The following is a 22,023-nucleotide window of genomic DNA, read 5'->3' as shown; positions in this document are numbered from 1 at the left end:
CTTTGACAACGCTTCCCGGCGGGGCAAGGGCGCGGCGAGGAAACCGGTTGCGATGTAGAACGTATCTCATGGGCATCGACACCGGAGTAGCCCCATGCGTGCCATCGTCCTGCTTTTCGTCTTTGTCTTCGGCCTCGCCGCGCCCGCCTTGGCCGACGATGTCGCTGCCGCGCAGAACGTGATCCGCGAGCAGGAACAGGCGCTGGCTCGTGGCGATGCCGCGGCGGCCTATTCGCATGCCGCGCCCGAGATCAAGCAATTGTTTCCGCAGGCCGACATCTTCCTGCAGATGGTGCAGCAGGCCTATCCGCCGATCCACCGCCACAAGAGTTTCGAATTCGGCGAGGCACGCTCAGCCGGCGGCCGGATCGCGCAACGTGTCCATATCGTCGACGACAATGGCGAGGCCTGGGAGGCGATGTATACGCTGGAGCAGCAGAGCGACGGCAGCCTGAAGATCACGGGATGCTCGCTGCTGAAGGCGGGACAGGCGGTTTAGTCGGCGCCACCACACCTGCCGCACCGCAGTCCATGGCGGACGACAGGCGGCGAATCGCCGTCGCCATCGCCGTCGCCAAGGCTTGCTAACGCCAAGGCTTGCCGGCCGCCGTCAGTATTTCGGCGTGATCCGGAGATTGGTACCGGGCCTTGGCAAATCGCCATCGCGAATATTGGGCTTTGCTTGCCAGCTCATTCCTAAGGCAGCCAGTTCGGTCGCCCGCTTCACTATCTCGGCGAGCATCGGTGGTTTCTGCTGGTAGGAGGTTGCAACCCCGGCGTATCGGGCGAGGAAGCGCGCAAATCCTTCAGAACCATCCGGCAAGTCCTGATGGGCCCGCGCGACGTCGTCGAGGGTTTCCTCCATCCGCGCCATGGCAACCAGGAAGCGCCGCCAGCGATGGGCATCGAGGTCGAATTCGTCCTTGAGTTTCTCACCTGCCCGTTCGCCGAATTTCACGAGTTGCCGTATGGTTGCTTCGTCCATGGTCAGATTAAGTCCGCCCTCCTCCGGCTTGAGGACGACATGCGCGATGCGCTCACGGTATCCAGGAAGCGTGCTCTGCAGATTGTCCTGCCAGTCCTTGGCCGACATCACCAGCCGCATCGCAAATCCGCTCAGGCCGTCGATCGGTTGAACCGGCAACAGGATTCCACCGCGGGCGTCTTTCGGCAGCCAGACGCGGTCGCGGCCCTGGCTTCGCTTCTCGTAGTAGTCATCTAGGGAGATGGCGAATGTCGGATTGTTCGGCAGGAGGCGATCAAAGAAATGAATCGGAAAATTGCTTGACAGTCCGCCGTCGCTGAACAGGCATCGTCGCAGCTTTTGTTGTTCGGTCACGTCGACCAGCGTGAAGTCTTTGCGCCACAATGGCACCGCGGATATCAGGAACGGAAAGCTCAGGCTCATCCGGGCGCCGACAACGAGGGGAAGTCGTGCCGGATCGGGAAAGTAGTAGTACTCGACGGAACCATCGGGGTGCCCTTCGAGAGGGGTGCATTTGCGGGTGAGAAATTCCATGATCCAGCGCGGAAAAATTCGCGCCCACTCGCTCTTTGCAAACACGAAGCGGTGCTCGCTCTCCGGGAAGGGCAACGTGTAAGGGCGTTGCTCCATCAGGCTGGTCGTCATCATCGCCAGCCGAATGACCGGCCGGCCGTCATGCTCGGCAGACAAATCGCCGAAGGTCAGCGGGTCGTCCGTCGTCTTCCGTCCTGCGGCCTCATTGATGAGCCGTGCGAGCCAGTCGGTGAACCCTTCGCGCGACGAATAGGGCTGGCTGATTCCGGGACAAAGGCCAAAGTCGCTGGCGGGGAGTTCGACCTGGGCGGCTTTCAGCAGCCGCCGGACGATCGCGACGACCAGGCCGGTTAGCGCAAGCAACGCGCCGAACGCCATGAAACCGACATCGCCGCCATACCACCAAGCGACGGCGACGCCCGGTGCGAGACCAAACAAGGCGCTCGACCAATATCCGCGAATCGCGGACCAGATTACCGCGACGCGCCGTCTCCACCCCGATTTGAGAGCGGCGATGAATACATTGAACAGCGGCCTTAGCGACGGCACCGGTTGAAACATAGAGAGCAAGCCCGGCCCCACCTCGTTTGGGATCTTGGCCAGCCGGTCAAACCCGGCACCCGGAGTATGACGCCCATACTCCGCCGCGGCCGCCGCCGCAGCAGCAATGGCTCCGGCCGACGTACCCCCGATGTTTGAAAATCGATACTTCTCGGCCAGGGTTGCCAGTGCAAGCGGATAGACCACCCCGCTCGTGATCCCGCCTTTCATCACGATGTCGCAGGTTTTCTCGGGCTTCCCGTATCGCGATGCCTGGTCTGCCATGATCACCTCCACGGAAAAGGCGTATGGTGCTACGCGGCTCGATCAATCTCAAGTAGAATGACGCGCTCCGCGTCGCTGCATCGCGGTCGGCCGCTTGCCCTGGTCGGGGAAGCTTGACGGAAAGCGTTGCGCCGGTATGGCCTTACGCCATCGCCAGCCGCTGCCGCGCGCGCATCAACAGCAGCAGCATGATCGCGACGTTGAGCGCGTTCCACGCCATCCCGTTGGCGAAGGCGGCGGCATAGGAGCCGGTGGCGTCGAAGATAAAGCCCGAGATCCAGCCGCCGAACGACATGCCGAACACCGAAGCGAAGATCACGATGCCGACGCGGGTCGCGGCCTCCGAGGCCGGCATCGCCTCGCGCACGATGATCGCGTAGCTCGGCACGATGCCGCCCTGGAACAGGCCGAACATCGCCGAGATGATGTAGAGCGAGGTCAGGCCGTCGAAGAACAGGTAGAACAGCAGCGCAGTGCCTTGTGCCACCGAGCCGATCAGCAGCGTGCGAATGCCGCCGATCTTGTCGGCGAGAAAACCGCTTCCGATGCGGCTGATGATGCCGAAGCCCAGCATCAGCGACAACATCTCCGCGCCGCGCGCCACGCCATAGCCGAGATCGCCGCAATAGGCGACGATGTGAACCTGCGGCATCGCCATCGCCACGCAGCAGGCGATGCTGGCGAGCCCGAGGATCGCGGTCAGCGCATTGGTGGAAAGCCGCAGATCGACGCGCGGCGGCGGCGCGTTGACGTGATCGCGCCGCGCGCCCGCCCCCATCAGCATGCGCAAGCCGATCAGCGCCAGCGTCATCGCCACCGCGGTGAAAATGCCGACCACGATATGGCTGGTACGCCAGCCCATCCGCTCCATGCCGAAATTCACCAGGGGCGGCCAGATCGTGCCGCCGATGTAGTTGCCGCTGGCGGCGATGGCGACCGCCAGTCCCCGGTAGCGGTCGAACCAGTGCGAAGCCTCCGCCATCAACGGCCCAAAGGTGGCCGACGAGGACAGCCCGATCGCGAAGTGCACCAGGATGAACTGCCAGATCGAGGATGACATGCCGGCGACGACATAGCCGAGCCCCAAAATGCCGATGCCGAGTCCGATCGCGGTGACGATGCCGTAGCGGTCGGTGATCTTGCCGGTCAGCACGCCGCCGGAGCCGAATCCCAGCATCACCATGGTGAAGGCCAGCGAAGCGGTGCCGCGGCTGGCGGCGAACTCGGTCTGCACCGCGGGAAGCGCCACCACCACCGACCACATGCCAACGCTGCCGAGCGAACCGATCAGCACCGCGACGGCAAGCCGCAGCCACGCCCGGCGCGAGTCGGGAATAAACAGGTCGGAATCTCGGGTGAGTTCAGAGGAAATTGCCACGGCACACGCAACTTCGGCGGCAAATTGCGCAAGGTCAAGCCATATTGCCGCGATATTGGGCATGCAGATGTGGTGGGACAGCGCCCCAGCGCTTAAGCTGCATCCCCTTGAGAGAAGGAACATCCGATGAAGAAACGCATGACCACCCTCCTCGCACTTGCCGCCTTGGCGGCATGGCCGCTGGCGGCGAGCAGCCACGATCAGCACGCCCACCACAGCTTTGCGGCGGGCGAGCCCGGCAATCCCAAAAAGCCTGCGCGCACGATTCAAGTTGAAATGAGCGAGATGGCCTATGCGCCTTCGCAAATCCAGGTAAAGCGCGGCGAGCAGATCCGCTTTGTGATCCGCAACGTCGGCAAGGAAGAGCACGAATTCCTGCTCGCCACCACGGACGAGAACCTGAAGCACGCCGAGGAGATGAAGAAAAATCCGCAGATGGAACACGACGAACCGAACGGCGTTAGGCTGGCGCCGGCGAAATCGGCCGAGATCGTCTGGAAATTCACCAAGGCCGGCACGTTCGAATATTCGTGTCTGATCCCCGGACATCGCGACGGCGGCATGATCGGCCAGATCGTGGTAAAGTGAGCGAACGACTGACAGGACCGTAAACGCGAAGCGCGGCCGCCTCGCCGCACCAAACGAGCGCATCCGACAACTCGACATTGCGCCGCAGTCGTAGGATAAGGCAGAGCCAAACAGGGACGGCCTGCGGGCCTGCCCAACGATGGACCCCGCAAAACCCGTCAGCACCATGCGACAAGGCATTGGACAACGCCGGGACCGTCATCCGGCGACGCAGCCGCAATGCAAGCCAACGAACGGGACGTGCAAGTGATCGAACATCGGGGTTTTCTGCTGCTGCTCATGGTCGTCACCGTGGCGTTCGCGTGGGTGCTGTACCCGTTCTACGGCGCCGTTTTGTGGGCGGTCGTCGTGGCGGTGCTGTTCGCGCCGGTGCATCGCAGGCTGCTGCAATCGATGCCGGACAGACCGAGCCTCGCGTCCGCGGTCACCGTCCTGATCATTATCGCCATCGTCATCCTGCCGCTCGCCATCGTCGCGACCTCGCTGGCGCAGGAAGCGTCAGGCCTGTTCGCGAAGATGCAGTCGGGCGAATACAATCCCGGCAGCTACCTGCAGCGGATCCTCGACGCGTTGCCGGCCTGGGCCACCGGATTGATCGCGCGGTTCAATCTGACCGACCTGTCGGCGCTGCGCGAAAAGCTCGCCTCGGGCCTGATGACGGGCGGGCAGATTCTCGCGCCGCAGGCGCTGAGCATCGGGATGAACACGTTCGAGTTCGTGATCCGCCTCGGCATCATGCTGTACTTGCTGTTCTTCCTGTTGCGTGACGGCAAGACGCTGGCGGGAGCGATCAGGGAAGCCATTCCGCTGCGCGGCGAGCAGAAGGCCGCGCTGTTCACCCGGTTCGCCGACGTGGTTCGCGCGACGGTAAAAGGCGGCATCCTCGTCGCGATGGCGCAAGGCATGCTCGGCGGCATCGCGTTCTGGTTCCTCGGCATCCATGCCGCGTTGCTATGGGCGGTGCTGATGGCGTTCCTGTCGCTGATCCCCGCGATCGGCGCCACGCTGGTCTGGCTTCCGGTCGCGATCTACTTCTTGGCCACCGGCGCGATCTGGCAGGGCATCGGCTTGATCGTCTATGGCGTGCTCGTTATCGGGCTGGTGGACAATCTGCTGCGGCCCTTCCTGGTCGGCAAGGGCTCGCGACTGCCGGACTACGTGGTGCTGATCTCCACGCTCGGCGGCATCGAAGTATTCGGCCTCAACGGCTTTGTCATCGGTCCGGTCATCGCCGCGATGTTCATGGTGAGCTGGCAAATTTTCGTAACGTCGCGGCAGGAGCCGGACGTCACCGGCCCGTAGCACATCTAACCCCGTTCAAAAGTCGTCACGCCGAACACCCGATCCAGCCGCAGCGGCGCAATCGCGCCGGTGTACATCCGCGCGGTCTCGAACAGCGCGCCGGCATGCGCGATCGCCGCGTTCGATATCCGCACACCAAGGCTGCTGCCGCTCAGATCCGCGCGCACGGTGTAGAAGCCGAGAAAGGCAAAGCGCGCATCGTAGTTGACGCAGGAGACGGGTCGCGGCCGGCGCGCCGCCAAGTTCGCCGATCAGAAAACCTTAGGGATCGACGGACGCAAAGCGCGAAGCATCCGCGACGCCGGGATTCCAGCCTTCCGCTGCAGCCAGCCGACGGCCAGTGAAATTTCCTCCGGCCGCATCGATCGTATCGTGAAGGTGTTCATGACGACGATCCTCGAATGCATCGCTTCGGCCGCCACCTTGCGAATTGCGATTATGAACAAATCGCGTGAGTGAAATTCGCAACGTGACGATATGCACAGTCCAGAAATGGCACACTTCCTCGCGCAAAATATCATTGCGTGCTGTGCATTGTTTAGCGAAAATTAACCCATGCTGGCTGCGGGGCTGCATAGTTGGAGGCGTCACTCATGTACCGAACATCGCTCACGCTGGCTTGCTGTATCCTGTACTCGGCGGCCGGCGCCGCCAGCGACCTGTCATCCGTTTACGTCGCGCCCGGCGGAATCTATGCGCCAGCCGCGAACGTCTATGTGCGCTCCGGCCAGACTCATCGGCCGCACGCGGAACCCGGCTATGGATATCGTCAGCCAACGTACGGCGTGGATCCTGCCTACCGCGCGCCGGCGGCCGTGTATGGCGACTACGGAGCCGGCTACGCCGCACGGCCTGTCTATGTCAACCGGGCGCCCGCCTATTCCGAGCGTTACTACGCTCAGGAATCCTATTACCCCCGTGAACGCTACGCGCAGGACTATGACTACGAATATGCGCCGCGGCCGCCGCTGCCCGTGCCCTATCGTGCTCGCGCGCGGGCACGCTGCGACGATGGCTATGGCGGGTGGTCCTACTGCGATTGAGGCCGCCGACAGCGGCAGCCCGCCTCCCGTCGGAGGGGTGGAGCGAAAGCGATACCTTCATGCCTCCGCACACGGGATTCGAGAAATGGAGACCCATCATCTATTCCATTCGACAGGATGGTGGGTTTCGCTTTCACGCTACCCAGGGGGAGCGGGGACAAATGGAAGCCATATCATGCGACGTGCTGGTCATCGGCTCCGGGCGCAGCGGGGCTGAAGACAGCGATCACGGCGCATCATTTTGGCGCCGACGTTCTTGTGGTGGAGAACGAACCCACGTTCGGCGGCAGCTATCCCGGCGCCACGCTCGGGCCGAGCCATGACCTTCGGATATATCTGCGGCATGAACTTCGCGAAGCGCCGCAAGGCAGACCGGGCGGCGAATCAGGTCTGCTGCGTCAGTACCAGGCTGCGGTCCCTTTTCGGGACGTCCTGGTCGGCCAGAAGGGCAGTCGCCACGTGCCGGCCTTCTTCCTCAAGGTCGTCATCAGCACCGCCGACAATGCCATGATCAGGATGATCACCATCAAGGCCGTCCGGCCACCGTTCGTGGATGACGACTGCGCCGCCGGCGCCGGCACGGCGCGTTGTTGCTGCAATTCTTGATCAGGCCAGCGATCCATGATCGTCAGGACCGGCTCAGCCAGCATCGCGGTCTTGTTGCTTCCCCACGCACGCAGATCATCCGCGGTCAAGGTGCCGTTGGACGCCGGCGCACGCCCGGCGATTTCAGGCTTTGCCTTCGGCTGCGTATCGGAATTTTCTGAAATGGATGCCTGCGCATCCAGCGGATTGAACTTGCTCGCGGGGCTCGATTCCGACTCGCGGCGGGGGCTCTTCTGGGCGGTTTGAGCCGCCGGCCAATGCAGCAATGATTTTGAGAATCCCGGCCTGCCCTCGTACCAGCACTTTCGGCCGTCGATCAGGCGATAGGACCAATGGGATTGCGCATTCGATGGCCGCTCAGTGAAGCATTGCTTCGCCTCCGCCGGAGCCGCGGCGCAGGACAACGCAATTGCTAGAACACAAACGACGTCAGCCCCCGCCAGGATCGGCCGAAATCTTTTCACAGAAGCACCCTACGCAAAACTAAAGGGAACAAAAAAACTACGTAACTTCATGAGCTTAGAGTTTAAAATGGGTCGAAACTAGGGCAATTGTCCACAGCTTGTTCACAAGGTTATTGGCAGCGATGAGCGGAACGCCAATGGAACTTTACCGATGGGGGCGTGCCGCCCGGACTGACGCCAAAACCGGCCGCTAGCACGTCGATATGCGGCTTATTTGCCCCAAACCACCCCCGTTAACCCTTTGCTAACCATACACCCGGCAAGAATTGCCGGGTGAAGTCGAGTGTCGTCGGCCGCGTTAGAACGGGAGGAACCCCGTGGACGCAAGTGCGGTGCCTCACTTTCGGACCGGTGGCCCTTCGGCCGCCGCGCAGACGTTTGGCGCCCGCGGGCGTCGATCGCGGGGGGAAGCGGCTACCATGGTCGATGTCACGGCGGGTCAAGGCGGCGCAGGCGCCGGCAACAAGTTTCCGAGCCTCAGCGAAATCGGCGATATCTTAAAGCGCGGCGATCTGTTCCTCGCCTTCGGCGTCCTCACCATCCTGGTGGTGCTGATCCTGCCGCTGCCCGCAATCGTGCTCGACCTGTTTCTGGCGATCTCGATCACGGTCTCGATCCTGATCCTGATGACGTCACTGTTCATCCAGGCGCCGCTCGAATTCTCGGCGTTTCCGACCGTGCTGCTGATCTCGACCATGCTGCGGCTGTCGCTGAACATGGCCTCGACCCGGCTGATCCTGTCGCACGGCCATGAGGGCACGGCCGCCGCCGGCCACGTCATCGAGGCTTTCGGCAACTTCGTGATGTCCGGCAATTTTGTCATCGGCATCATCGTTTTCGCGATCCTGGTGATCGTGAACTTCGTCGTCATCACCAAGGGTTCGGGCCGCATCGCCGAAGTCGCCGCCCGCTTCCAGCTGGACTCGATGCCCGGCAAGCAGATGGCGATCGACGCCGATCTCTCCGCCGGCCTGATCGACGAAAAGACCGCAAAGGCGCGCCGCAAGGAACTGGAAGACGAAAGCGGCTTCTTCGGCGCCATGGACGGCGCCTCGAAATTCGTCCGCGGCGACGCCATCGCGGGCCTTTTGATCGTTTTCATCAACGTCATCGGCGGCATCATCATCGGCGTTGCCCAGCAAGGCATGAGCTTTGCCGACGCCGCCCGCAGCTACACCATCCTGACGGTCGGCGACGGCCTGGTCACCCAGGTGCCGGCGCTGATCGTCTCCACCGCGGCGGGCCTGCTGGTGTCGAAGGCCGGCATTACCGGTTCGGCCGACAAGGCGATGATGAAGCAGTTGTCGGGTTATCCGCAGGCGCTCGGCATGTCGGCCGGCGTCATGCTGGTGCTGGCGCTGCTGCCGGGTATTCCGATGCTTCCCTTCCTGGCGCTAGGCGGCGGCGCCGCTGCGCTGGCCTTCAAGGCGCGCAACCACAACCGCGTCACCAAGGCGGCGGAAGCTGCCGAAGCCGCCGCGCCGGACGTTGCCGCGGCCGCCGCCGCCGCAGCGGCCGAAGAGCCGATCGCCGCCGCGCTGAAAATCGACGACCTCAAGATCGAACTTGGCTATGCGCTGCTGCCGCTGGTCAACGGCCCGGACGGCACCGACCGCCTGACCGAGCAGATCAAGGCGCTGCGCCGCTCGCTCGCGATCGAAATGGGCTTTGTGATGCCGGCCGTGCGTATCCTCGACAACGTCCAGCTCGAGGCCAACACTTACGTCATCAAGATCAAGGAAGTGGACGCCGGCTCGGGCAAGATCTGGCCGAACCAGTTCATGGTCATGGACCCCGCCGGCAACCAGGTCGGCGTGCCCGGCATCCATACCATCGAGCCGACGTTCGGCCTCCCTGCGACCTGGGTCGACGCCGCGCTGAAGGAAGAGGCGTCGCTGAAGGGCTACACGGTGGTGGATGCCGCGACCGTGCTGTCGACGCATCTGACCGAGTTGCTCAAGAACAACATGAGCGACCTGCTGTCCTATGGCGAGGTACAGAAGCTCCTGAAGGACCTGCCGAAGGAACAGGGCGAACTGGTCAAGGACATCGTGCCGAGTTCGGTTACGGTCTCCGGCATCCAGCGCGTGCTGCAGTTGCTGCTGGCCGAGCGGATCTCGATCCGGGATCTCTCCACCATTCTCGAAGGCATCGCCGACGCGCTCGCCTTCTCACGCCACCCTGCCACCATGGTCGAGCACGTCCGCGCCCGGCTGGCGCGGCAGATCTGCGCGCAGAACACCACCTACAACGGCTATCTGCCGCTGATCGCGTTGTCGGCGCGCTGGGAGCAGGCGTTTGCCGAATCGATCATCGGTACCGGCGAGGACCGCAGCCTCGCCATGCAGCCTTCAAAGCTTTCGGAGTTCATGACCTCGGTGCGCAATGCCTTCGAACAGGCCGCCCGCGAGGGCGAAGCGCCGGTGCTGGTCACCTCTGCCGCGATCCGCCCGTTCGTCCGCTCGCTCGTCGAACGATTCCGTTCCCAGACCACCGTTCTGTCGCAGGCCGAAATCCATCCCCGCGCGCGGCTGAAGACGGTCGGCAGCGTCTAGGCCCGGGCGCCGCCCCGCCGGCAAATCAGCGACGAGACGCCGCAGCCTTTTCGCCACAGGCAACCGATTTGTTAACATCGCATCAATTGGGTGCGGCTTCCGGACCGCGCGCTCAAAGACAAATTAACGCACTGTAATATCTTACGAATTATCCATTTTTCGGGATAGATCGAGCCCTTCTGCTCGCGGCCGTTCAAGTCTTTTCACCGCCTTGTGATCGCCTATTGGGAACGAAAGCCGGGAATCCCACGTTTCCTGACGCGAGACATTGAACCAGCCTGCAAACGACATTCACTAATTTGCAGGGCGGAAGGCGGCAGGAGGCTTCCATGAACCATTCGATCTACAGCGCAGATCGCACCACCCATCTCAAGATCGTCGTGGTGGCGTTGGTGGCGGCTATCGTGGTCGCCGGCTTCGGCATCTCCGCGCGCACCAGCTCGGATGACGGTTTGATGCAGACCGCCAGCACGCCTGTCGTGAAGGCCGGTAAGCCGGTCGTGATTACCAGTTCAGGCAATTCTGTCGTACGCTAAAGAAGAATTTACGGAATTCACGCGGCCCCTTTAAAGCCCCCCAAAGTCGCCACGTGGATATTTAAGACCCCAACTACCCCCAAGTTGACTACGGAAACGCCCGCTCCCCACGGGCGTTTTCTTTTTGGGGGTGTCGCCCGCTGCGCGGGCTAGACAGCTTTCGTCAGCGCACCGTCGATAATCAGATTGGTTCCCGAGATACGGCTGGCCACTGGACTGGTCAGGAAAACCACGCCCGCAGCAACCTCTTCCGCCGTTCCCATTCGCGCCGTCGGGTTCAGCGACATCGCCGTCTTGAACAGCTCGGGCATGTTGCGCTCGATATTCTGCCAGATGCCACCGTCGAAATAGGTATTTCCGGGAGACACCGTGTTGACGCGAATGCCCTTGCCGATGAGCTGATGGCTCAATCCCTTGCTGTAGTGAATCAACGCCGCCTTGAAGGCGCCGTACGACCCCGCTGCAAAGTCGATTTCAAAGCCCGAAACACTGGAAATGATGACGACCGAACCGGACTTCGAGCGCTCGATGTACGGAAGCGCTGCGGCAACCGAGTTGACCGTGTGCATCATGTCGACGCGAAATGACTTTTCCCAGGTCTCCGCACTGTCGCCGACCGCCAATGCGCTGACATTGCAGACCAGCGCGTCGATCCCGCCGAGTTGCCCGGCAGCGTCGTCAACCCACGCTTTCAGCGCTGCCGGATCCGCGACATCGACCGCACTTCCCCAGGCCTTGACGCCCTTTTCCGCCAGCGACGCCACGACCGCGGCGACCTCATCGGCATTCCGCGCACAGATGGCGACGTTGGCGCCTTCCTGCGCAAACAGGGAAGCAACCGCCAGTCCGATCCCCTTGCTTCCGCCGGTGACAAGAATGTTCTTTCCCTTCAGCCCGAGATCCATGTCTTACTCCCCTCGTTGGTCGACGCGCAGTTATCACAAGCGAAACCGTCAGCCGAAATACTTCGCAATGACGCTCTTGTTGACCTTGCAGATGTAGGTGTACTTCGGATTGACCACCTGGGTGCATCTCGCCTCCGCAATCTGCCCCAGCAGCATGTAGCCTTCCGATGCCGGTATTTTGTATTCTTCCTCAAGCCAGTAGATCATCTCCTCGAAGGCCAGCCGCATCGCGTCTTCCAGGGGCTTGGCGCAACCCAGCGTGCAGATATGCGTCGGCGTTTCGATGCGCGGATGATTCAGCCGCGACGGCGCCTTCTGCAAGGAGACCTTGACGGTGAGCGTTGCCGCGATCTCGATCGCGCCCATGCCATTGGCCTCTCCGTCCCCCTGGATCGCATGGCAATCGCCGAGAAACAGATGGGCGCCCTCCGCGTTGACGCGCAGCATCACGGTGTTTCCGGTGGTGATCTCCTGAACATCGAGATTGCCGCCGTGCGTGCCGTTGTCGACGGTCAGAACCGCGCCATGAACCGGCGCAACGCCGATGACGCCGATCATCGGCTTCACGGGCAGCTTGACATGCTCGTTCCAGTGAACGAGATCGTCCTTGACCTCGACGACACGGGTCTGGATGCCGAATTCCTTGCGCCGCACCCAATCCGGAAACATGCCGATACCCGGCCAGAGTGCCGTGAAGCCAAGATTGTCGAGCTCCATTTTGAGGATCTCGACCTTGAGCATGTCGCCGGCCTTTGCACCGCGGACTTCGATCGGTCCCGTTGCCCCGTTGACGAAGGGCATGGTGACGTCCGCTTCCGTCAACTGCTGGCCGAGATGACGGATCGTACCGTCGTTGGCGTTGATCGCGCATTCGACGACGAATGTCTCGCCAGGCTCGACGCTCGCCACGAACTTGTCGTTCCCGGAGAGCGCGTACTTGATGTTTCCGGCCTTGCTGACACGCTTCGACATGTTCATCCTCTCCTGCTTGAATACTGATGCGGCTCTATTTCTTTGATGTGAGCATGAACTTTTCGGAGAAACCGGTACCCACTTTTCCGGATCATGCTCTACCGAATCCGGCGCCAGGGCATCAAAAGGCGCTCGATCCGTCCGACGAGGAACGTCAACAGCAACGCCAGCGCGATGGTCGCGACCAGCGCTGCGAACACCTTCGGAATGACGTAAAGCGAGCCGGCCTTGAAGATGGCGTGCCCCAACCCCTCGGAGGACGACATGAATTCGCCGACGATCGCCCCGATCAGCGCAAAGCCGACCGTCAACTTCAGTCCGGCGAAGATGTCGGTGAGCGATGCCGGCACGACGAGCTTTCGAAAAATCTGAAACTTGGACGCGCCCAGCGTCCTCATGAGGTTGATCTGGTCGGGGTCCACGCCGGTCGCGCCCTTGTAGGACGTCACCAGCGCGACGATGATCACCGACAACGTTGACATCGCGACTTTGGAGATGAGCCCGGTCCCGAACCAGATGATGATGATGGGCGCGAGCGCGATGATCGGAATCGATCCGAGCGCGATGACGAACGGTTCGACGACACGTGACACGAAGCGGGAATACCAGAGCAGCAACCCGATCAACGTGCCAAAAAAATTCCCGATGGCAAATCCAAGCAGCGTCTCGAGCCCGGTGACATAGGTATCGCGCCACAGGCTCCCGTCGCGAGACATCTGGGCGAGAAAGCCCAGGATCGCCGACGGCGATCCGAACATGAAGGCGGCCTGCTTGTCGGTGGCCGTGGCGCGTTCCCAGAAGCCGAGCAGCAAGGCCAGCAGCACGACCTGCGTCGCCAGGATCAGCAATGTCGCACGCAGCTTCGTCCATCGGGAACTGCCCCGTGGCTTTTCCGGATTGGCGCCAGCCCGAATGTCCGGCCTGATCTCGTCCCTCGTGTCCGCCTTCATTGCAGCACGACATCGAGATCGGCCCATATCTGCCGAACGTAACTGCTGAAATTATCGCTATCGCGTGCCGCCATCATGTCGGTTCGGTCGCCGCCGAGATCGATGTCGTAGACAGCCTTGACCCGGGTCGGGCGCTTCGAAAGAACGATGACGCGGTCGGCCAGCGATACGGCTTCCTCGATATCGTGCGTGATCAGCAGCAGCGACCGGCCACCTTCGCGCACCAGCTTTGCCGTATCGCCTTCGATCAGCAACTTGTTCTGGAAATCCAGCGACGCGAACGGCTCGTCGAACAGCAGAACAGCGGGCTCATTCACCAGCGTGCGCGCCAGCGCCACGCGCTGACGCATGCCGCCGGACAGCGTGGAAGGATAATGATCCGCAAAACCATGAAGCCCCAGTCGATCCAGCATCGCCCGGCTGCGATCGTGCGCTTCGCTGGCGGCGACACCGCGTATTTCCAGGCCCAGCATGACGTTGTCGAGCGCGGTACGCCACGGCAGCAGCAGGTCCTTCTGCAGCATGTAGCCGACGTTCTGCGGCTGACCGGACAGCTCGCGGCCGTACCATCTGATACGACCGGCATCCGGCGCGATCAATCCGCACAGCGTGTTCAGCAGCGTGGTTTTTCCGCAACCCGACGGACCGACGATGCTGACGATCTCGCCCTTGTCCAGCGACAGGCTGAGATCGCCGATGACAGGCACGATCTTGCCATCGACGTCATAGCTCTTGGACACCCGGTCGACGACCAGCGGAAAGACCTCGGACGGTCTCGCCCCGGTGCCAACAACCGTCGAGGCGGCATCACGGCTTGCCTCCGACATCATTTCAGGCTGGCGACCGCCTTGTCGGCAAACGAGTTATCGATGATCTGATCGAACGGAACCGATCCCTTCGCATTGCCCAGATAGACCTGCATCTCCATCAGATTCTTCCATTGATCCTGCTTGGTCACGACGGACTGGGCCGGGATCAGGTATTTCAGTTGGGCATCGATCGCCTTGTCGACGACATCGCCCGGCAAATCCGGAAACTCCTTGCGGGCGACTTCCTTGGCGAACGCCGGATCCGCGTAGGTCTTGCGGGACGCCTCTTCAAACGAGGTCACCAGCGCCTGCACCATGTCAGGGCTCTTCTGGATCGTGCTCGGGAGCACCATGATGCCGGTGTTGCAGAACGGCCCGATATAGGTCGAAAAATCGAAAACCACCTTGGCGCCCTGCGCTTCGGCCGCCGCGACGCTGGGCTGGTAGGCGATGGCAATGTCCGCCTGCCCGGCCAGCATGGCGGCGATTTCGGTTCCGGGATTGACCGGAATGATCGTCGCATCGACGCCGACCTTGAGCCCGGCCTTCTCCAGCAGCCGCTTGGCAACGCTATAATTCGTGTTCGGCTCGGGCGAGGTAACGATCTTCAGCCCTTTGAACTCCTTGGGATCCGTGATCGGCTTCAGTGTTTTCGACACGCCGAAATAATGCGCCCGCTGCACGACGGTCCCGACGACGACGCCCGGCCCACCGTTCTCGCGCGAAATCTGCGCCATGGTGGCATCGCCGATCGCGAAATCCGCCGATCCACCGAGTACAGCGGCGAATGTCTGCGTGTCGCCGCCGGCGGCGCTCACTTTCATGTTGAGGCCGTTCTTCTCGAATATCTTGGCATGCATGCCGACATACAGGTTGATGTAGCCGAGGTTATGAACGGCTTCGCTGAACCGAACATCCTTCAAACCTGCAGCGGCCGCTGTCCTGGACGCAGCGAGCGGTCCCAGCGCAACACCCGCTGCGATCGTCGCGGACGCGGAAAGGAAATGACGGCGGCTGACGCGGGAGCCGATGTCGACAAAGTGGCGGACGTGATCTGTCATGCTCCGGTTCCTCACTGAATGAATGGACGGCGACGCGTAAAGCTAGGCGGCCCGGCCAACAATCGGCAAGAAACAATAGCGATCAGCGGATGTTCGCGTTCGGTGCACCGTGTTCAATTGCGTCACAGCTGCGACGCATAGATCCATCGCCCTGCATCGTTGTTGAGAATTAGGTGCCCGCTTTAAAGGCGAAGTGAGCAAACCGGCATCATCTGCAAAAGCATAATGTCATTTTTGACGTTATGCTGCCCAAACAAAAAGCGATCAAAGAGTGACGCAGCGATCAGGGATTGACGCGCACGGACGCAAACCGCCCGGTCACGGCGCCGCCGCACTTCTCGGCGGCAATCCCGATCGCACGCCGCCGCTCACGTTCCTTGTCGTGAACGGGAGCCGCCTTTCGGGCCTCCTGCTCCTGCCGAAGCCGCTCCGTGAGATTTCGCACCAATCCCCGCAGCCGGGCGTTTTCGAACTCCAGTTCCTTTATCTTCGGCACATCCGCGGTACTCAGTCCTCCGAAGCTCCGCTTCCATCGGTAAAATGTGCGCAGCGATACGCCAGCGGTGTCGCAGATTTCCGCAATCGGCACGCCAGCGCTGGCCTCATAAAGCAGATGAAGAATTTCGCTTTCAGTGAAACGAGAACGTCTCATCCAAGCCTCCTGAACGGATTTCGCGACGTGAAGCCAGCCTGCCAAACTTCAAATCTGAGCGCGAGCGAATTCAGCGCAATTGAGGCCCACAAGAACGATTGTTGACGCCGCAATCCGTCCGCATCTTCCCTTGCCGTCGCCCGCGACCTCTGGTCTGCTCTGGCCCGCCGGGTTGGAGTGCTGCATGGCCAGACGACACGAAATCTCTTCCGCCCCCGAAAACATGGTTTGGGGATATCTTGACAGCGCGACCCCGCCTATCCTGACCGTAAATTCCGGCGACACCGTCACGCTACACAGTTTTCCCGCCGGCGGAAGAGAAACCCTTCCCGAGGACCTGAGCCGTGTGCCCGCCGATTATCTGAAAGCGCTGGAAACGCTCCCTCCCGGACCCGGTCCCCACTTCATCACCGGCCCGGTTTACGTCAAAGGCGCGCAGATCGGCGATGCACTTCAGATCGACATTCTCGATGTGAAGGTTCGGCAGGATTGGGGATTCGTTTCCATACTCCCTCTGCTCGGGACACTTCCGGACGAGTTTACCGACTATGAGACCATTCATCCCGCAATCGACCGCTCACGCAATGTTTGCACGATGCCATGGGGGACCGAAATTCCGCTCGATCCGTTCTTTGGAATTGTAGCGACCGCGCCGCCGCCCGCCTGGGGCCGATGCGGCTCGCCGGTACCGCGGGCGTTCGGCGGCAACATGGACAACAAGGAACTGCGCGCCGGCTCAACGTTATATCTGCCCGTCTTCAACGAGGGCGCGCTGTTCTTCGCAGGCGACGGCCACGCCGTTCAGGGCGACGGTGAAGTCTGCATCACCGCGCTCGAGACCGGCGTCACGGGTACGTTTCGCCTGACGGTTCGCAAGGACATGGATATCAAGTGGCCGTTTGCCGAAAGCGCAACGCATCTGATGTCGATCGGCCTGGACGAGGATCTCGATGATGCCGCCAAACAGGCCGTGCGCGAAATGGTGAAGCATGTCTGCGCGCGAACCAATCTGACACGCAATGAGGCCTATATGCTCTGCTCGCTCGCGGGCAATTTGCGCGTGACCCAATTGGTTGACGGCAACAAGGGCATTCACATGCTGTTGGCAAAATCTCATTTGTGAGAACGGACGCCGCGTCACATCGAGAAGGCGTTTAACGAGATATTGGCGCCCGATTCTGAGTCAGCGCGGAACACAAACGCCCTGGAAGCGGTGGCCAGCCTGGATCAGCGCGCCGGCACCGTCTCGATCAGCTTGCCGGTATAGACCGGCGCCGAGGTGGGCTGACCGGTCGGCGATCCGCCGGCAGGCTCCACGGTCACCGCGTAGGTCGCGGTGTTGATCGTGCCGGCGTCGAAACCGGCGAGCACCGGGCGCGCGGTGAAATCGCTGCCGCCGATCACGCCGAGCGAGCGCGGCTGCGGCAGGCGGTCGGAGATCAGCCACAGTTCAAAACTCTTGCCGCGCTCGGCATCGGCACCGACCTTGCGAACGGTGAAATTCTTGGTGGCGGCATCGACGGTCAGGATGAAAGCGGGTGCACCGGGGCTTCCCTGCAGCAGCGCGACATATTGCGCCGACGGTACCGGCGATGGCGCGGGAACCCTGACCTCGACCGTCTGGATACGCGGCTTCGGCCGCAGGGCTTCCGGCAACGCTTCCGGCCGATAGACCTGCACCGCCAGCATTCCGACCAGAGCCGCGGCAAGCGCGGTGGCGACCGTCGCGATGCTGCGCAAACGGCGCACCCGACCGGTCAGCTGGATGATGTTAAAATTGTCGTTCGCAGTGTCCACGGTCACCGGGGACGCTGCCGCGGGCTGCGCCGCGGGTTCTGCCGTCACGGGCTCGACCACGGGTTCGGCCGGCGGCGCTTTGGGCAACACCAATGGCACCTGCTGTCCGGCGGATTGCCCGATCGCGGCCTTGATGTTTTCCCACACGACCGGCCGCGGCTCGATCGAGCCGACCATCTGGTTCAAGGCACCGAGCCGGTATTCCCAGGCCTGCACGATCGCAGCGAATTCGGTATCGACGGCCATCATGGTTTCGACCTGTGTGCGCTCATCGGCATCGAGGGTACCGAGCGCATATTCCGCGGCGAGCGCGATATGGTCTTCGCTATGGGCCATCGTTCAAGATCCGGGCATCAAAGCCCGAGACACTCCCTGATTTCCATCATGCTGCGGCGCAGCCATGTCTTCACCGTGTTCACCGGCGTCTCGAACTTGGCGGCAAGCTGCTCGCGGCTCCAGCCGTTGTAGTAGGCCAGGAGCACCAGCTTCTGCCGATCCGGTTCGAGCCGGCCGACGCATTCCAGCAACCGCTTCAACTCTTCCGTCATCTCGCGCCGTGCCAGCGGATCGGGTGAATCGGCCGCGACTTCCATTGCGGACGGCTCCTCCTCGATCGAGACTTCGCTCTTCTTGCGCACGACATCGATCGCCCGGTTGCGCGCGATCGATGCCATCCATGTGATCGGTGAAGCAAGCGCCGGATTGAACTGTCCGGCGCTGTTCCAGATCTTGACGTAAGCCTCCTGAATGACCTCCTCCGCGAGGTCCTGACGGCGCAAGATACGGAGAACGACGCCGAAGAGTTTCGCGCGCGTGGCAGCGTAAAGCCGCTCGAAAGCGGCCTCGTCCCCCTTCGCAACCGCGGCAATCAGCCAGACCAGCTCCGCTGGCGTCAGCATTCAGAGTCCCTCAAATCGCGATCCTCCATCGCGTGCTTACGCCGGAGCAATCGGGAAGTTTCGTAGCATACCCTGCGTCAAAGGGGCCACCAAGTCGCCGGTTCCAGACGACCCGGAAAGGAAAAAAATCCCGAACCTTGCGGCCCGGGATTTCGATTATTGCGACCGATGGATGCTTGAGGTCTCAGGCAACGCCGAGACGGGCGCGCATCAGGCCGATTGAATCCATGTCCGCCTGTTCGCGGGCGCTTTCCTCGGCGCGTTCGCGCGCCTGGTCGCGTTCGTCGAGCAATTCCACCTTCTTCAGCTCCTCGAACGCTTCGCCCAACAGGCCCTTGGCGTCTTCGAGCTGGATACGCAGTTCGTCCGCGGAACGGGTCAGGTTTTCGCGGCGCTGGATTGCGGCCTTGGCGTAGGTCGGGTAGGCGAAATGGGAGGGATCGTTGATCCCGGCCCTGTCCTGCTCGGTCTGGATTTCGCGCTCGAGATCGACCGACATGCGCTGGAAGTCGGCGATCATGCCTTCGATCTGGGTAACCCTGCGGCGCTTCTCGTCGACCTGAAATTTCTTCAGGCGGATCAGCGTTTCTCGTGACTTCATCGACTCATACTCCCCAGAAGTCCCAATCTGAACGCGGGACAGTACCGGCTCCCCGGGGGGACCCCGCCGGCATCATTAATCATGTGCCGAGGATGATGGCCTGACAAAGTTAGCGTTCCGTTTCCAAATTACCGAGGATATGGGCCAACTGGCCGTAACCGTCATTCAGGGTCGATTTTTCATCCTTGGCCTGGCGCAGGAAGGCCTCCAGCGGCTCGTGCAGCCGGATCGCTTCGTCGACCTCCGGGCTCGACCCCGCCCGATAGGCGCCGAGCCGGATCAGTTCCTCCATGTCGGCGTAGGTCGCCATCACTTGGCGGCCCCGCATGATCACGGGCAAGAATTGAGGATTGGCCGCCCGCGGCATGGTGCGGGAGACCGATTTGAGGATGTTGATGGCAGGGAAACGGCCGCGCTCTGCGATCGAGCGCTGCATCACGACGTGGCCGTCGAGGATGCCGCGCACCGCATCCGCAATCGGCTCGTTGTGGTCGTCGCCATCGACCAGCACCGTGAAAATCCCGGTGATGGTGCCCACCCCGGTGCCCGGCCCGGCCCGCTCCAGCAGTTTCGGCAATTCGGTGAAGACGGTCGGCGTATACCCCTTGGCTGTCGGCGGCTCGCCCGCCGACAGCCCGATCTCGCGCTGCGCCATCGCAAAGCGCGTGACCGAATCCATCAGGCACAGCACGTCCTTGTCCTCGTCGCGGAAATACTCTGATATCGCCAGCGTCAGGTAGGCCGCCTGCCGCCGCATCAGGGCGGGCTCATCCGAGGTCGCCACCACCACCACGGAACGCGCCAGACCTTCGTCGCCGAGATCCTCCTGGAGGAATTCCTGCACCTCGCGGCCGCGTTCGCCGATCAGGCCGATGACGGTGATGTCGGCATCGACGTTGCGCGCCAGCATCGACAGCAGCACCGATTTACCGACGCCGGAACCGGCGAAGATGCCGAGCCGCTGGCCGCGGCAGCAGGTCAGGAACGTGTTGAGCGCGCGGACGCCGAGATCGAGCGGAGCGCCGACGCGCTTGCGCGAATGCGCCGGCGGCGGCGAGGCCCGGTAGGGCATCGGCGATGGCCCCTGCGCCAGCGGCCCCTTGCCGTCGATCGGCTCCCCCATCGCGTTGATGACACGGCCGAGCCAGGCCGGCGACGGCCGCACCTGGCTGGCCGCGGTGGCGATGACCGCGCGGCAGCCGCGCCTGACACCGTCCAGCCCGCCGAACGGCATTACGACAGCATTGCTGCCGGAAAAACCGATCACCTCGGCCGGAATGAATCGATTGCCCCCGGTATCGATCACGATGCGGGCCCCGACCGACATCGCATGAATCGGCCCCGCGATCTCAACCATCAACCCGCGTACGCCCACAACACGGCCATATATATTGACGCCGTCGATGTCGCCGATCTGCTCCGCCAGGGCCTTCATTGCGAAAACCTTAAGTTTCCACGCATTAGCCGCCGCCGCTTAACCTCGTGTTTACCCGCATCATTAATCATTGCGTCACTGTCTTTGGTGACTGAGAGCGCGCGCCCGTCAGAAGAAGGGTGAACGCTGGAGTCGGTTAGGCCCGGCTCTTAATCTGGAGCATGAGTAGGCACGGTCGAGAAAAGCTGCTTCTGAGCAACATCTTAGGGCGATTCGTTAGAAATTGCACTTAAAGAGCTTGCGATCGGGAATCAGGATTTGTTAACCATGTGTCTGTCAGGATCCGAATCAGTTGTTAAAGGCGTTTTGAGTGCCGCAGGTGCGGCCGACCTGACGCCCGAGCGGCGGACTATAGGGGACTGGCATGCGCGTTTTGCTGATTGAAGATGACAGCGCAGTCGCGCAGTCGATCGAGTTGATGCTTAAATCCGAGAGTTTCAACGTCTATACGACGGACCTCGGGGAAGAGGGCGTCGACCTCGGTAAGCTCTATGATTACGATATTATCCTTCTCGACCTTAACCTGCCCGACATGTCCGGTTACGACGTGCTCAAGCAGCTCCGGGTTTCCAAGATCAAGACCCCGATCCTGATCCTCTCCGGCCTCGCCGGCATCGAGGACAAGGTCAAGGGCCTCGGCGTCGGCGCCGATGACTACATGACCAAGCCTTTCCACAAGGACGAACTGGTTGCCCGCATCCACGCGATCGTGCGCCGTTCCAAGGGTCATGCCCAGTCGGTCATCCAGACTGGCGACCTCGTCGTCAACCTCGACACCAAGACGGTCGAAGTCGGCGGCCAGCGGGTACATCTGACCGGCAAGGAATACCAGATGCTGGAGCTGCTCTCGCTCCGCAAGGGCACGACCTTGACCAAGGAAATGTTCCTCAACCATCTCTATGGCGGCATGGACGAGCCCGAGCTGAAGATCATCGACGTCTTCATCTGCAAGCTGCGCAAGAAGCTGGCGAACGCCTCCGAAGGCCGCAACTTCATCGAAACCGTGTGGGGCCGCGGCTATGTGCTGCGCGAGCCACATGAGCACGAAGAGCGCATTCCCGCCTGACACCAGGGTTTTACGGCGAGCCGAAAGGCTCCTCCTCCCGACTGGACCCCGCCGCAAATG

21 protein-coding genes and 1 pseudogene are annotated in these 22,023 nt (G+C 62.0%); 8 read left to right on the top strand and 14 right to left on the bottom strand.

Going from position 1 to position 22,023, the window contains the following annotated elements; genetic code table 11:
- Window positions 1-94 precede the first annotated feature (94 nt).
- Window positions 95-499, top strand: coding sequence for a DUF4864 domain-containing protein (locus tag QUH67_RS07365; protein ID WP_300946017.1), 405 nt, complete (start codon window positions 95-97; stop codon window positions 497-499).
- A 111-nt stretch (window positions 500-610) separates the two neighbouring features.
- Here QUH67_RS07365 and QUH67_RS07360 read toward each other — a convergent pair whose 3' ends face one another.
- Together QUH67_RS07360 and QUH67_RS07355 are read right to left on the bottom strand one after the other, a co-directional pair.
- Window positions 611-2,344 (bottom strand): patatin-like phospholipase domain-containing protein, encoded by a 1,734-nt coding sequence (locus tag QUH67_RS07360; RefSeq protein WP_300946016.1) that lies wholly within the window; start codon window positions 2,342-2,344, stop codon window positions 611-613.
- Window positions 2,345-2,486: 142 nt separating this feature from the next.
- On the bottom strand, window positions 2,487-3,722 hold the full coding sequence (locus QUH67_RS07355; RefSeq protein WP_300946015.1) for an MFS transporter: 1,236 nt from the start codon (window positions 3,720-3,722) through the stop codon (window positions 2,487-2,489).
- Window positions 3,723-3,860: 138 nt separating this feature from the next.
- On the opposite strand from QUH67_RS07355, the gene QUH67_RS07350 reads away from it, so the two are divergent.
- Together QUH67_RS07350 and QUH67_RS07345 are read left to right on the top strand one after the other, a co-directional pair.
- Window positions 3,861-4,310, top strand: coding sequence for a cupredoxin domain-containing protein (locus QUH67_RS07350; RefSeq protein ID WP_300946014.1), 450 nt, complete (start codon window positions 3,861-3,863; stop codon window positions 4,308-4,310).
- A gap of 240 nt (window positions 4,311-4,550) precedes the next feature.
- Window positions 4,551-5,612: an AI-2E family transporter gene (locus QUH67_RS07345; RefSeq protein WP_300946013.1), complete on the top strand. Its 1,062-nt coding sequence runs from the start codon at window positions 4,551-4,553 to the stop codon at window positions 5,610-5,612.
- A 95-nt stretch (window positions 5,613-5,707) separates the two neighbouring features.
- Here the strand turns inward: QUH67_RS07345 and QUH67_RS07340 are convergent.
- Window positions 5,708-5,998, bottom strand: a pseudogene (locus QUH67_RS07340) (GNAT family N-acetyltransferase); the annotation flags it as partial.
- Between the two features lie 207 nt (window positions 5,999-6,205).
- On the opposite strand from QUH67_RS07340, the gene QUH67_RS07335 reads away from it, so the two are divergent.
- Window positions 6,206-6,655: a hypothetical protein gene (locus QUH67_RS07335; protein ID WP_300946012.1), complete on the top strand. Its 450-nt coding sequence runs from the start codon at window positions 6,206-6,208 to the stop codon at window positions 6,653-6,655.
- Window positions 6,656-7,053: 398 nt separating this feature from the next.
- On the opposite strand, the gene QUH67_RS07330 is transcribed toward QUH67_RS07335, so the two are convergent.
- Window positions 7,054-7,350 (bottom strand): hypothetical protein, encoded by a 297-nt coding sequence (locus tag QUH67_RS07330; RefSeq protein ID WP_300946011.1) that lies wholly within the window; start codon window positions 7,348-7,350, stop codon window positions 7,054-7,056.
- A gap of 692 nt (window positions 7,351-8,042) precedes the next feature.
- On the opposite strand from QUH67_RS07330, the gene flhA reads away from it, so the two are divergent.
- Together flhA and QUH67_RS07320 are read left to right on the top strand one after the other, a co-directional pair.
- Window positions 8,043-10,280: a flagellar biosynthesis protein FlhA gene (gene flhA / locus QUH67_RS07325; RefSeq protein ID WP_300946010.1), complete on the top strand. Its 2,238-nt coding sequence runs from the start codon at window positions 8,043-8,045 to the stop codon at window positions 10,278-10,280.
- A 329-nt stretch (window positions 10,281-10,609) separates the two neighbouring features.
- The gene (locus QUH67_RS07320; RefSeq protein ID WP_300946009.1) at window positions 10,610-10,816 is read left to right on the top strand and encodes a hypothetical protein; all 207 of its coding nucleotides are present in this window, start codon (window positions 10,610-10,612) and stop codon (window positions 10,814-10,816) included.
- Between the two features lie 149 nt (window positions 10,817-10,965).
- Here QUH67_RS07320 and QUH67_RS07315 read toward each other — a convergent pair whose 3' ends face one another.
- The 6 genes from QUH67_RS07315 to QUH67_RS07290 form a co-directional block, all read right to left on the bottom strand.
- A complete protein-coding gene (locus tag QUH67_RS07315) occupies window positions 10,966-11,721 on the bottom strand; it encodes an SDR family NAD(P)-dependent oxidoreductase (protein WP_300946008.1) in 756 nt (251 codons plus the stop codon).
- A gap of 48 nt (window positions 11,722-11,769) precedes the next feature.
- Entirely contained in the window at window positions 11,770-12,693 is a 924-nt protein-coding gene (locus QUH67_RS07310; protein ID WP_300946007.1) for an acetamidase/formamidase family protein, read from the bottom strand.
- A gap of 98 nt (window positions 12,694-12,791) precedes the next feature.
- Window positions 12,792-13,643: an ABC transporter permease gene (locus QUH67_RS07305; RefSeq protein ID WP_300946006.1), complete on the bottom strand. Its 852-nt coding sequence runs from the start codon at window positions 13,641-13,643 to the stop codon at window positions 12,792-12,794.
- A complete protein-coding gene (locus tag QUH67_RS07300; protein ID WP_300946005.1) occupies window positions 13,640-14,473 on the bottom strand; it encodes an ABC transporter ATP-binding protein in 834 nt (277 codons plus the stop codon). The genes QUH67_RS07305 and QUH67_RS07300 overlap by 4 nt, the downstream gene beginning before the upstream one ends.
- Window positions 14,470-15,513, bottom strand: a complete 1,044-nt coding sequence (locus QUH67_RS07295) for an ABC transporter substrate-binding protein (RefSeq protein ID WP_300946004.1) — start codon at window positions 15,511-15,513, stop codon at window positions 14,470-14,472. The genes QUH67_RS07300 and QUH67_RS07295 overlap by 4 nt, the downstream gene beginning before the upstream one ends.
- Before the next feature lie 283 nt (window positions 15,514-15,796).
- The gene (locus QUH67_RS07290; protein ID WP_300946003.1) at window positions 15,797-16,210 is read right to left on the bottom strand and encodes a transposase; all 414 of its coding nucleotides are present in this window, start codon (window positions 16,208-16,210) and stop codon (window positions 15,797-15,799) included.
- Window positions 16,211-16,349: 139 nt separating this feature from the next.
- Here QUH67_RS07290 and QUH67_RS07285 point away from each other — a divergent pair, with 139 nt between their 5' ends.
- On the top strand, window positions 16,350-17,288 hold the full coding sequence (locus tag QUH67_RS07285) for an acetamidase/formamidase family protein (protein ID WP_300946002.1): 939 nt from the start codon (window positions 16,350-16,352) through the stop codon (window positions 17,286-17,288).
- 104 nt (window positions 17,289-17,392) lie between these two features.
- On the opposite strand, the gene QUH67_RS07280 is transcribed toward QUH67_RS07285, so the two are convergent.
- The 4 genes from QUH67_RS07280 to fliI form a co-directional block, all read right to left on the bottom strand.
- On the bottom strand, window positions 17,393-18,298 hold the full coding sequence (locus QUH67_RS07280; protein WP_300946001.1) for an anti-sigma factor: 906 nt from the start codon (window positions 18,296-18,298) through the stop codon (window positions 17,393-17,395).
- 17 nt (window positions 18,299-18,315) lie between these two features.
- Window positions 18,316-18,861 carry a sigma-70 family RNA polymerase sigma factor gene (locus tag QUH67_RS07275; protein ID WP_300946000.1) on the bottom strand — a complete coding sequence of 182 codons (546 nt, stop codon included), beginning with the start codon at window positions 18,859-18,861 and terminating at the stop codon, window positions 18,316-18,318.
- A 184-nt stretch (window positions 18,862-19,045) separates the two neighbouring features.
- Window positions 19,046-19,462: a flagellar export protein FliJ gene (gene fliJ, locus QUH67_RS07270; protein WP_300945999.1), complete on the bottom strand. Its 417-nt coding sequence runs from the start codon at window positions 19,460-19,462 to the stop codon at window positions 19,046-19,048.
- A gap of 109 nt (window positions 19,463-19,571) precedes the next feature.
- On the bottom strand, window positions 19,572-20,897 hold the full coding sequence (gene fliI / locus QUH67_RS07265) for a flagellar protein export ATPase FliI (protein WP_300945998.1): 1,326 nt from the start codon (window positions 20,895-20,897) through the stop codon (window positions 19,572-19,574).
- Window positions 20,898-21,261: 364 nt separating this feature from the next.
- Between fliI and ctrA the strand changes: the two genes are divergently transcribed.
- Window positions 21,262-21,963: a response regulator transcription factor CtrA gene (gene ctrA, locus QUH67_RS07260; protein WP_008138878.1), complete on the top strand. Its 702-nt coding sequence runs from the start codon at window positions 21,262-21,264 to the stop codon at window positions 21,961-21,963.
- Window positions 21,964-22,023 lie beyond the last annotated feature (60 nt).

The organism is Bradyrhizobium roseum (assembly GCF_030413175.1).
In the GTDB taxonomy this organism is placed as follows: domain Bacteria; phylum Pseudomonadota; class Alphaproteobacteria; order Rhizobiales; family Xanthobacteraceae; genus Bradyrhizobium; species Bradyrhizobium roseum.
Note: the sequence above shows the minus strand (reverse complement) of the source record. Positions and strands in the feature narration are given on the sequence as shown.

Excerpts from the sequence above, each read along its gene's own strand:
- QUH67_RS07365 (WP_300946017.1), top strand. The coding sequence starts at position 95 with ATGCGTGCCATCGTCCTGCTTTTCGTCTTTGTCTTCGGCCTCGCCGCG.
- QUH67_RS07360 (WP_300946016.1), bottom strand. The coding sequence starts at position 2,344 with ATGGCAGACCAGGCATCGCGATACGGGAAGCCCGAGAAAACCTGCGAC.
- QUH67_RS07350 (WP_300946014.1), top strand. The coding sequence starts at position 3,861 with ATGACCACCCTCCTCGCACTTGCCGCCTTGGCGGCATGGCCGCTGGCG.
- QUH67_RS07335 (WP_300946012.1), top strand. The coding sequence starts at position 6,206 with ATGTACCGAACATCGCTCACGCTGGCTTGCTGTATCCTGTACTCGGCG.
- QUH67_RS07320 (WP_300946009.1), top strand. The coding sequence starts at position 10,610 with ATGAACCATTCGATCTACAGCGCAGATCGCACCACCCATCTCAAGATC.
- QUH67_RS07315 (WP_300946008.1), bottom strand. The coding sequence starts at position 11,721 with ATGGATCTCGGGCTGAAGGGAAAGAACATTCTTGTCACCGGCGGAAGC.
- QUH67_RS07310 (WP_300946007.1), bottom strand. The coding sequence starts at position 12,693 with ATGTCGAAGCGTGTCAGCAAGGCCGGAAACATCAAGTACGCGCTCTCC.
- QUH67_RS07305 (WP_300946006.1), bottom strand. The coding sequence starts at position 13,643 with ATGAAGGCGGACACGAGGGACGAGATCAGGCCGGACATTCGGGCTGGC.
- QUH67_RS07300 (WP_300946005.1), bottom strand. The coding sequence starts at position 14,473 with ATGATGTCGGAGGCAAGCCGTGATGCCGCCTCGACGGTTGTTGGCACC.
- QUH67_RS07295 (WP_300946004.1), bottom strand. The coding sequence starts at position 15,513 with ATGACAGATCACGTCCGCCACTTTGTCGACATCGGCTCCCGCGTCAGC.
- QUH67_RS07285 (WP_300946002.1), top strand. The coding sequence starts at position 16,350 with ATGGCCAGACGACACGAAATCTCTTCCGCCCCCGAAAACATGGTTTGG.
- QUH67_RS07280 (WP_300946001.1), bottom strand. The coding sequence starts at position 18,298 with ATGGCCCATAGCGAAGACCATATCGCGCTCGCCGCGGAATATGCGCTC.
- QUH67_RS07275 (WP_300946000.1), bottom strand. The coding sequence starts at position 18,861 with ATGCTGACGCCAGCGGAGCTGGTCTGGCTGATTGCCGCGGTTGCGAAG.
- fliJ (WP_300945999.1), bottom strand. The coding sequence starts at position 19,462 with ATGAAGTCACGAGAAACGCTGATCCGCCTGAAGAAATTTCAGGTCGAC.
- fliI (WP_300945998.1), bottom strand. The coding sequence starts at position 20,897 with ATGAAGGCCCTGGCGGAGCAGATCGGCGACATCGACGGCGTCAATATA.
- ctrA (WP_008138878.1), top strand. The coding sequence starts at position 21,262 with ATGCGCGTTTTGCTGATTGAAGATGACAGCGCAGTCGCGCAGTCGATC.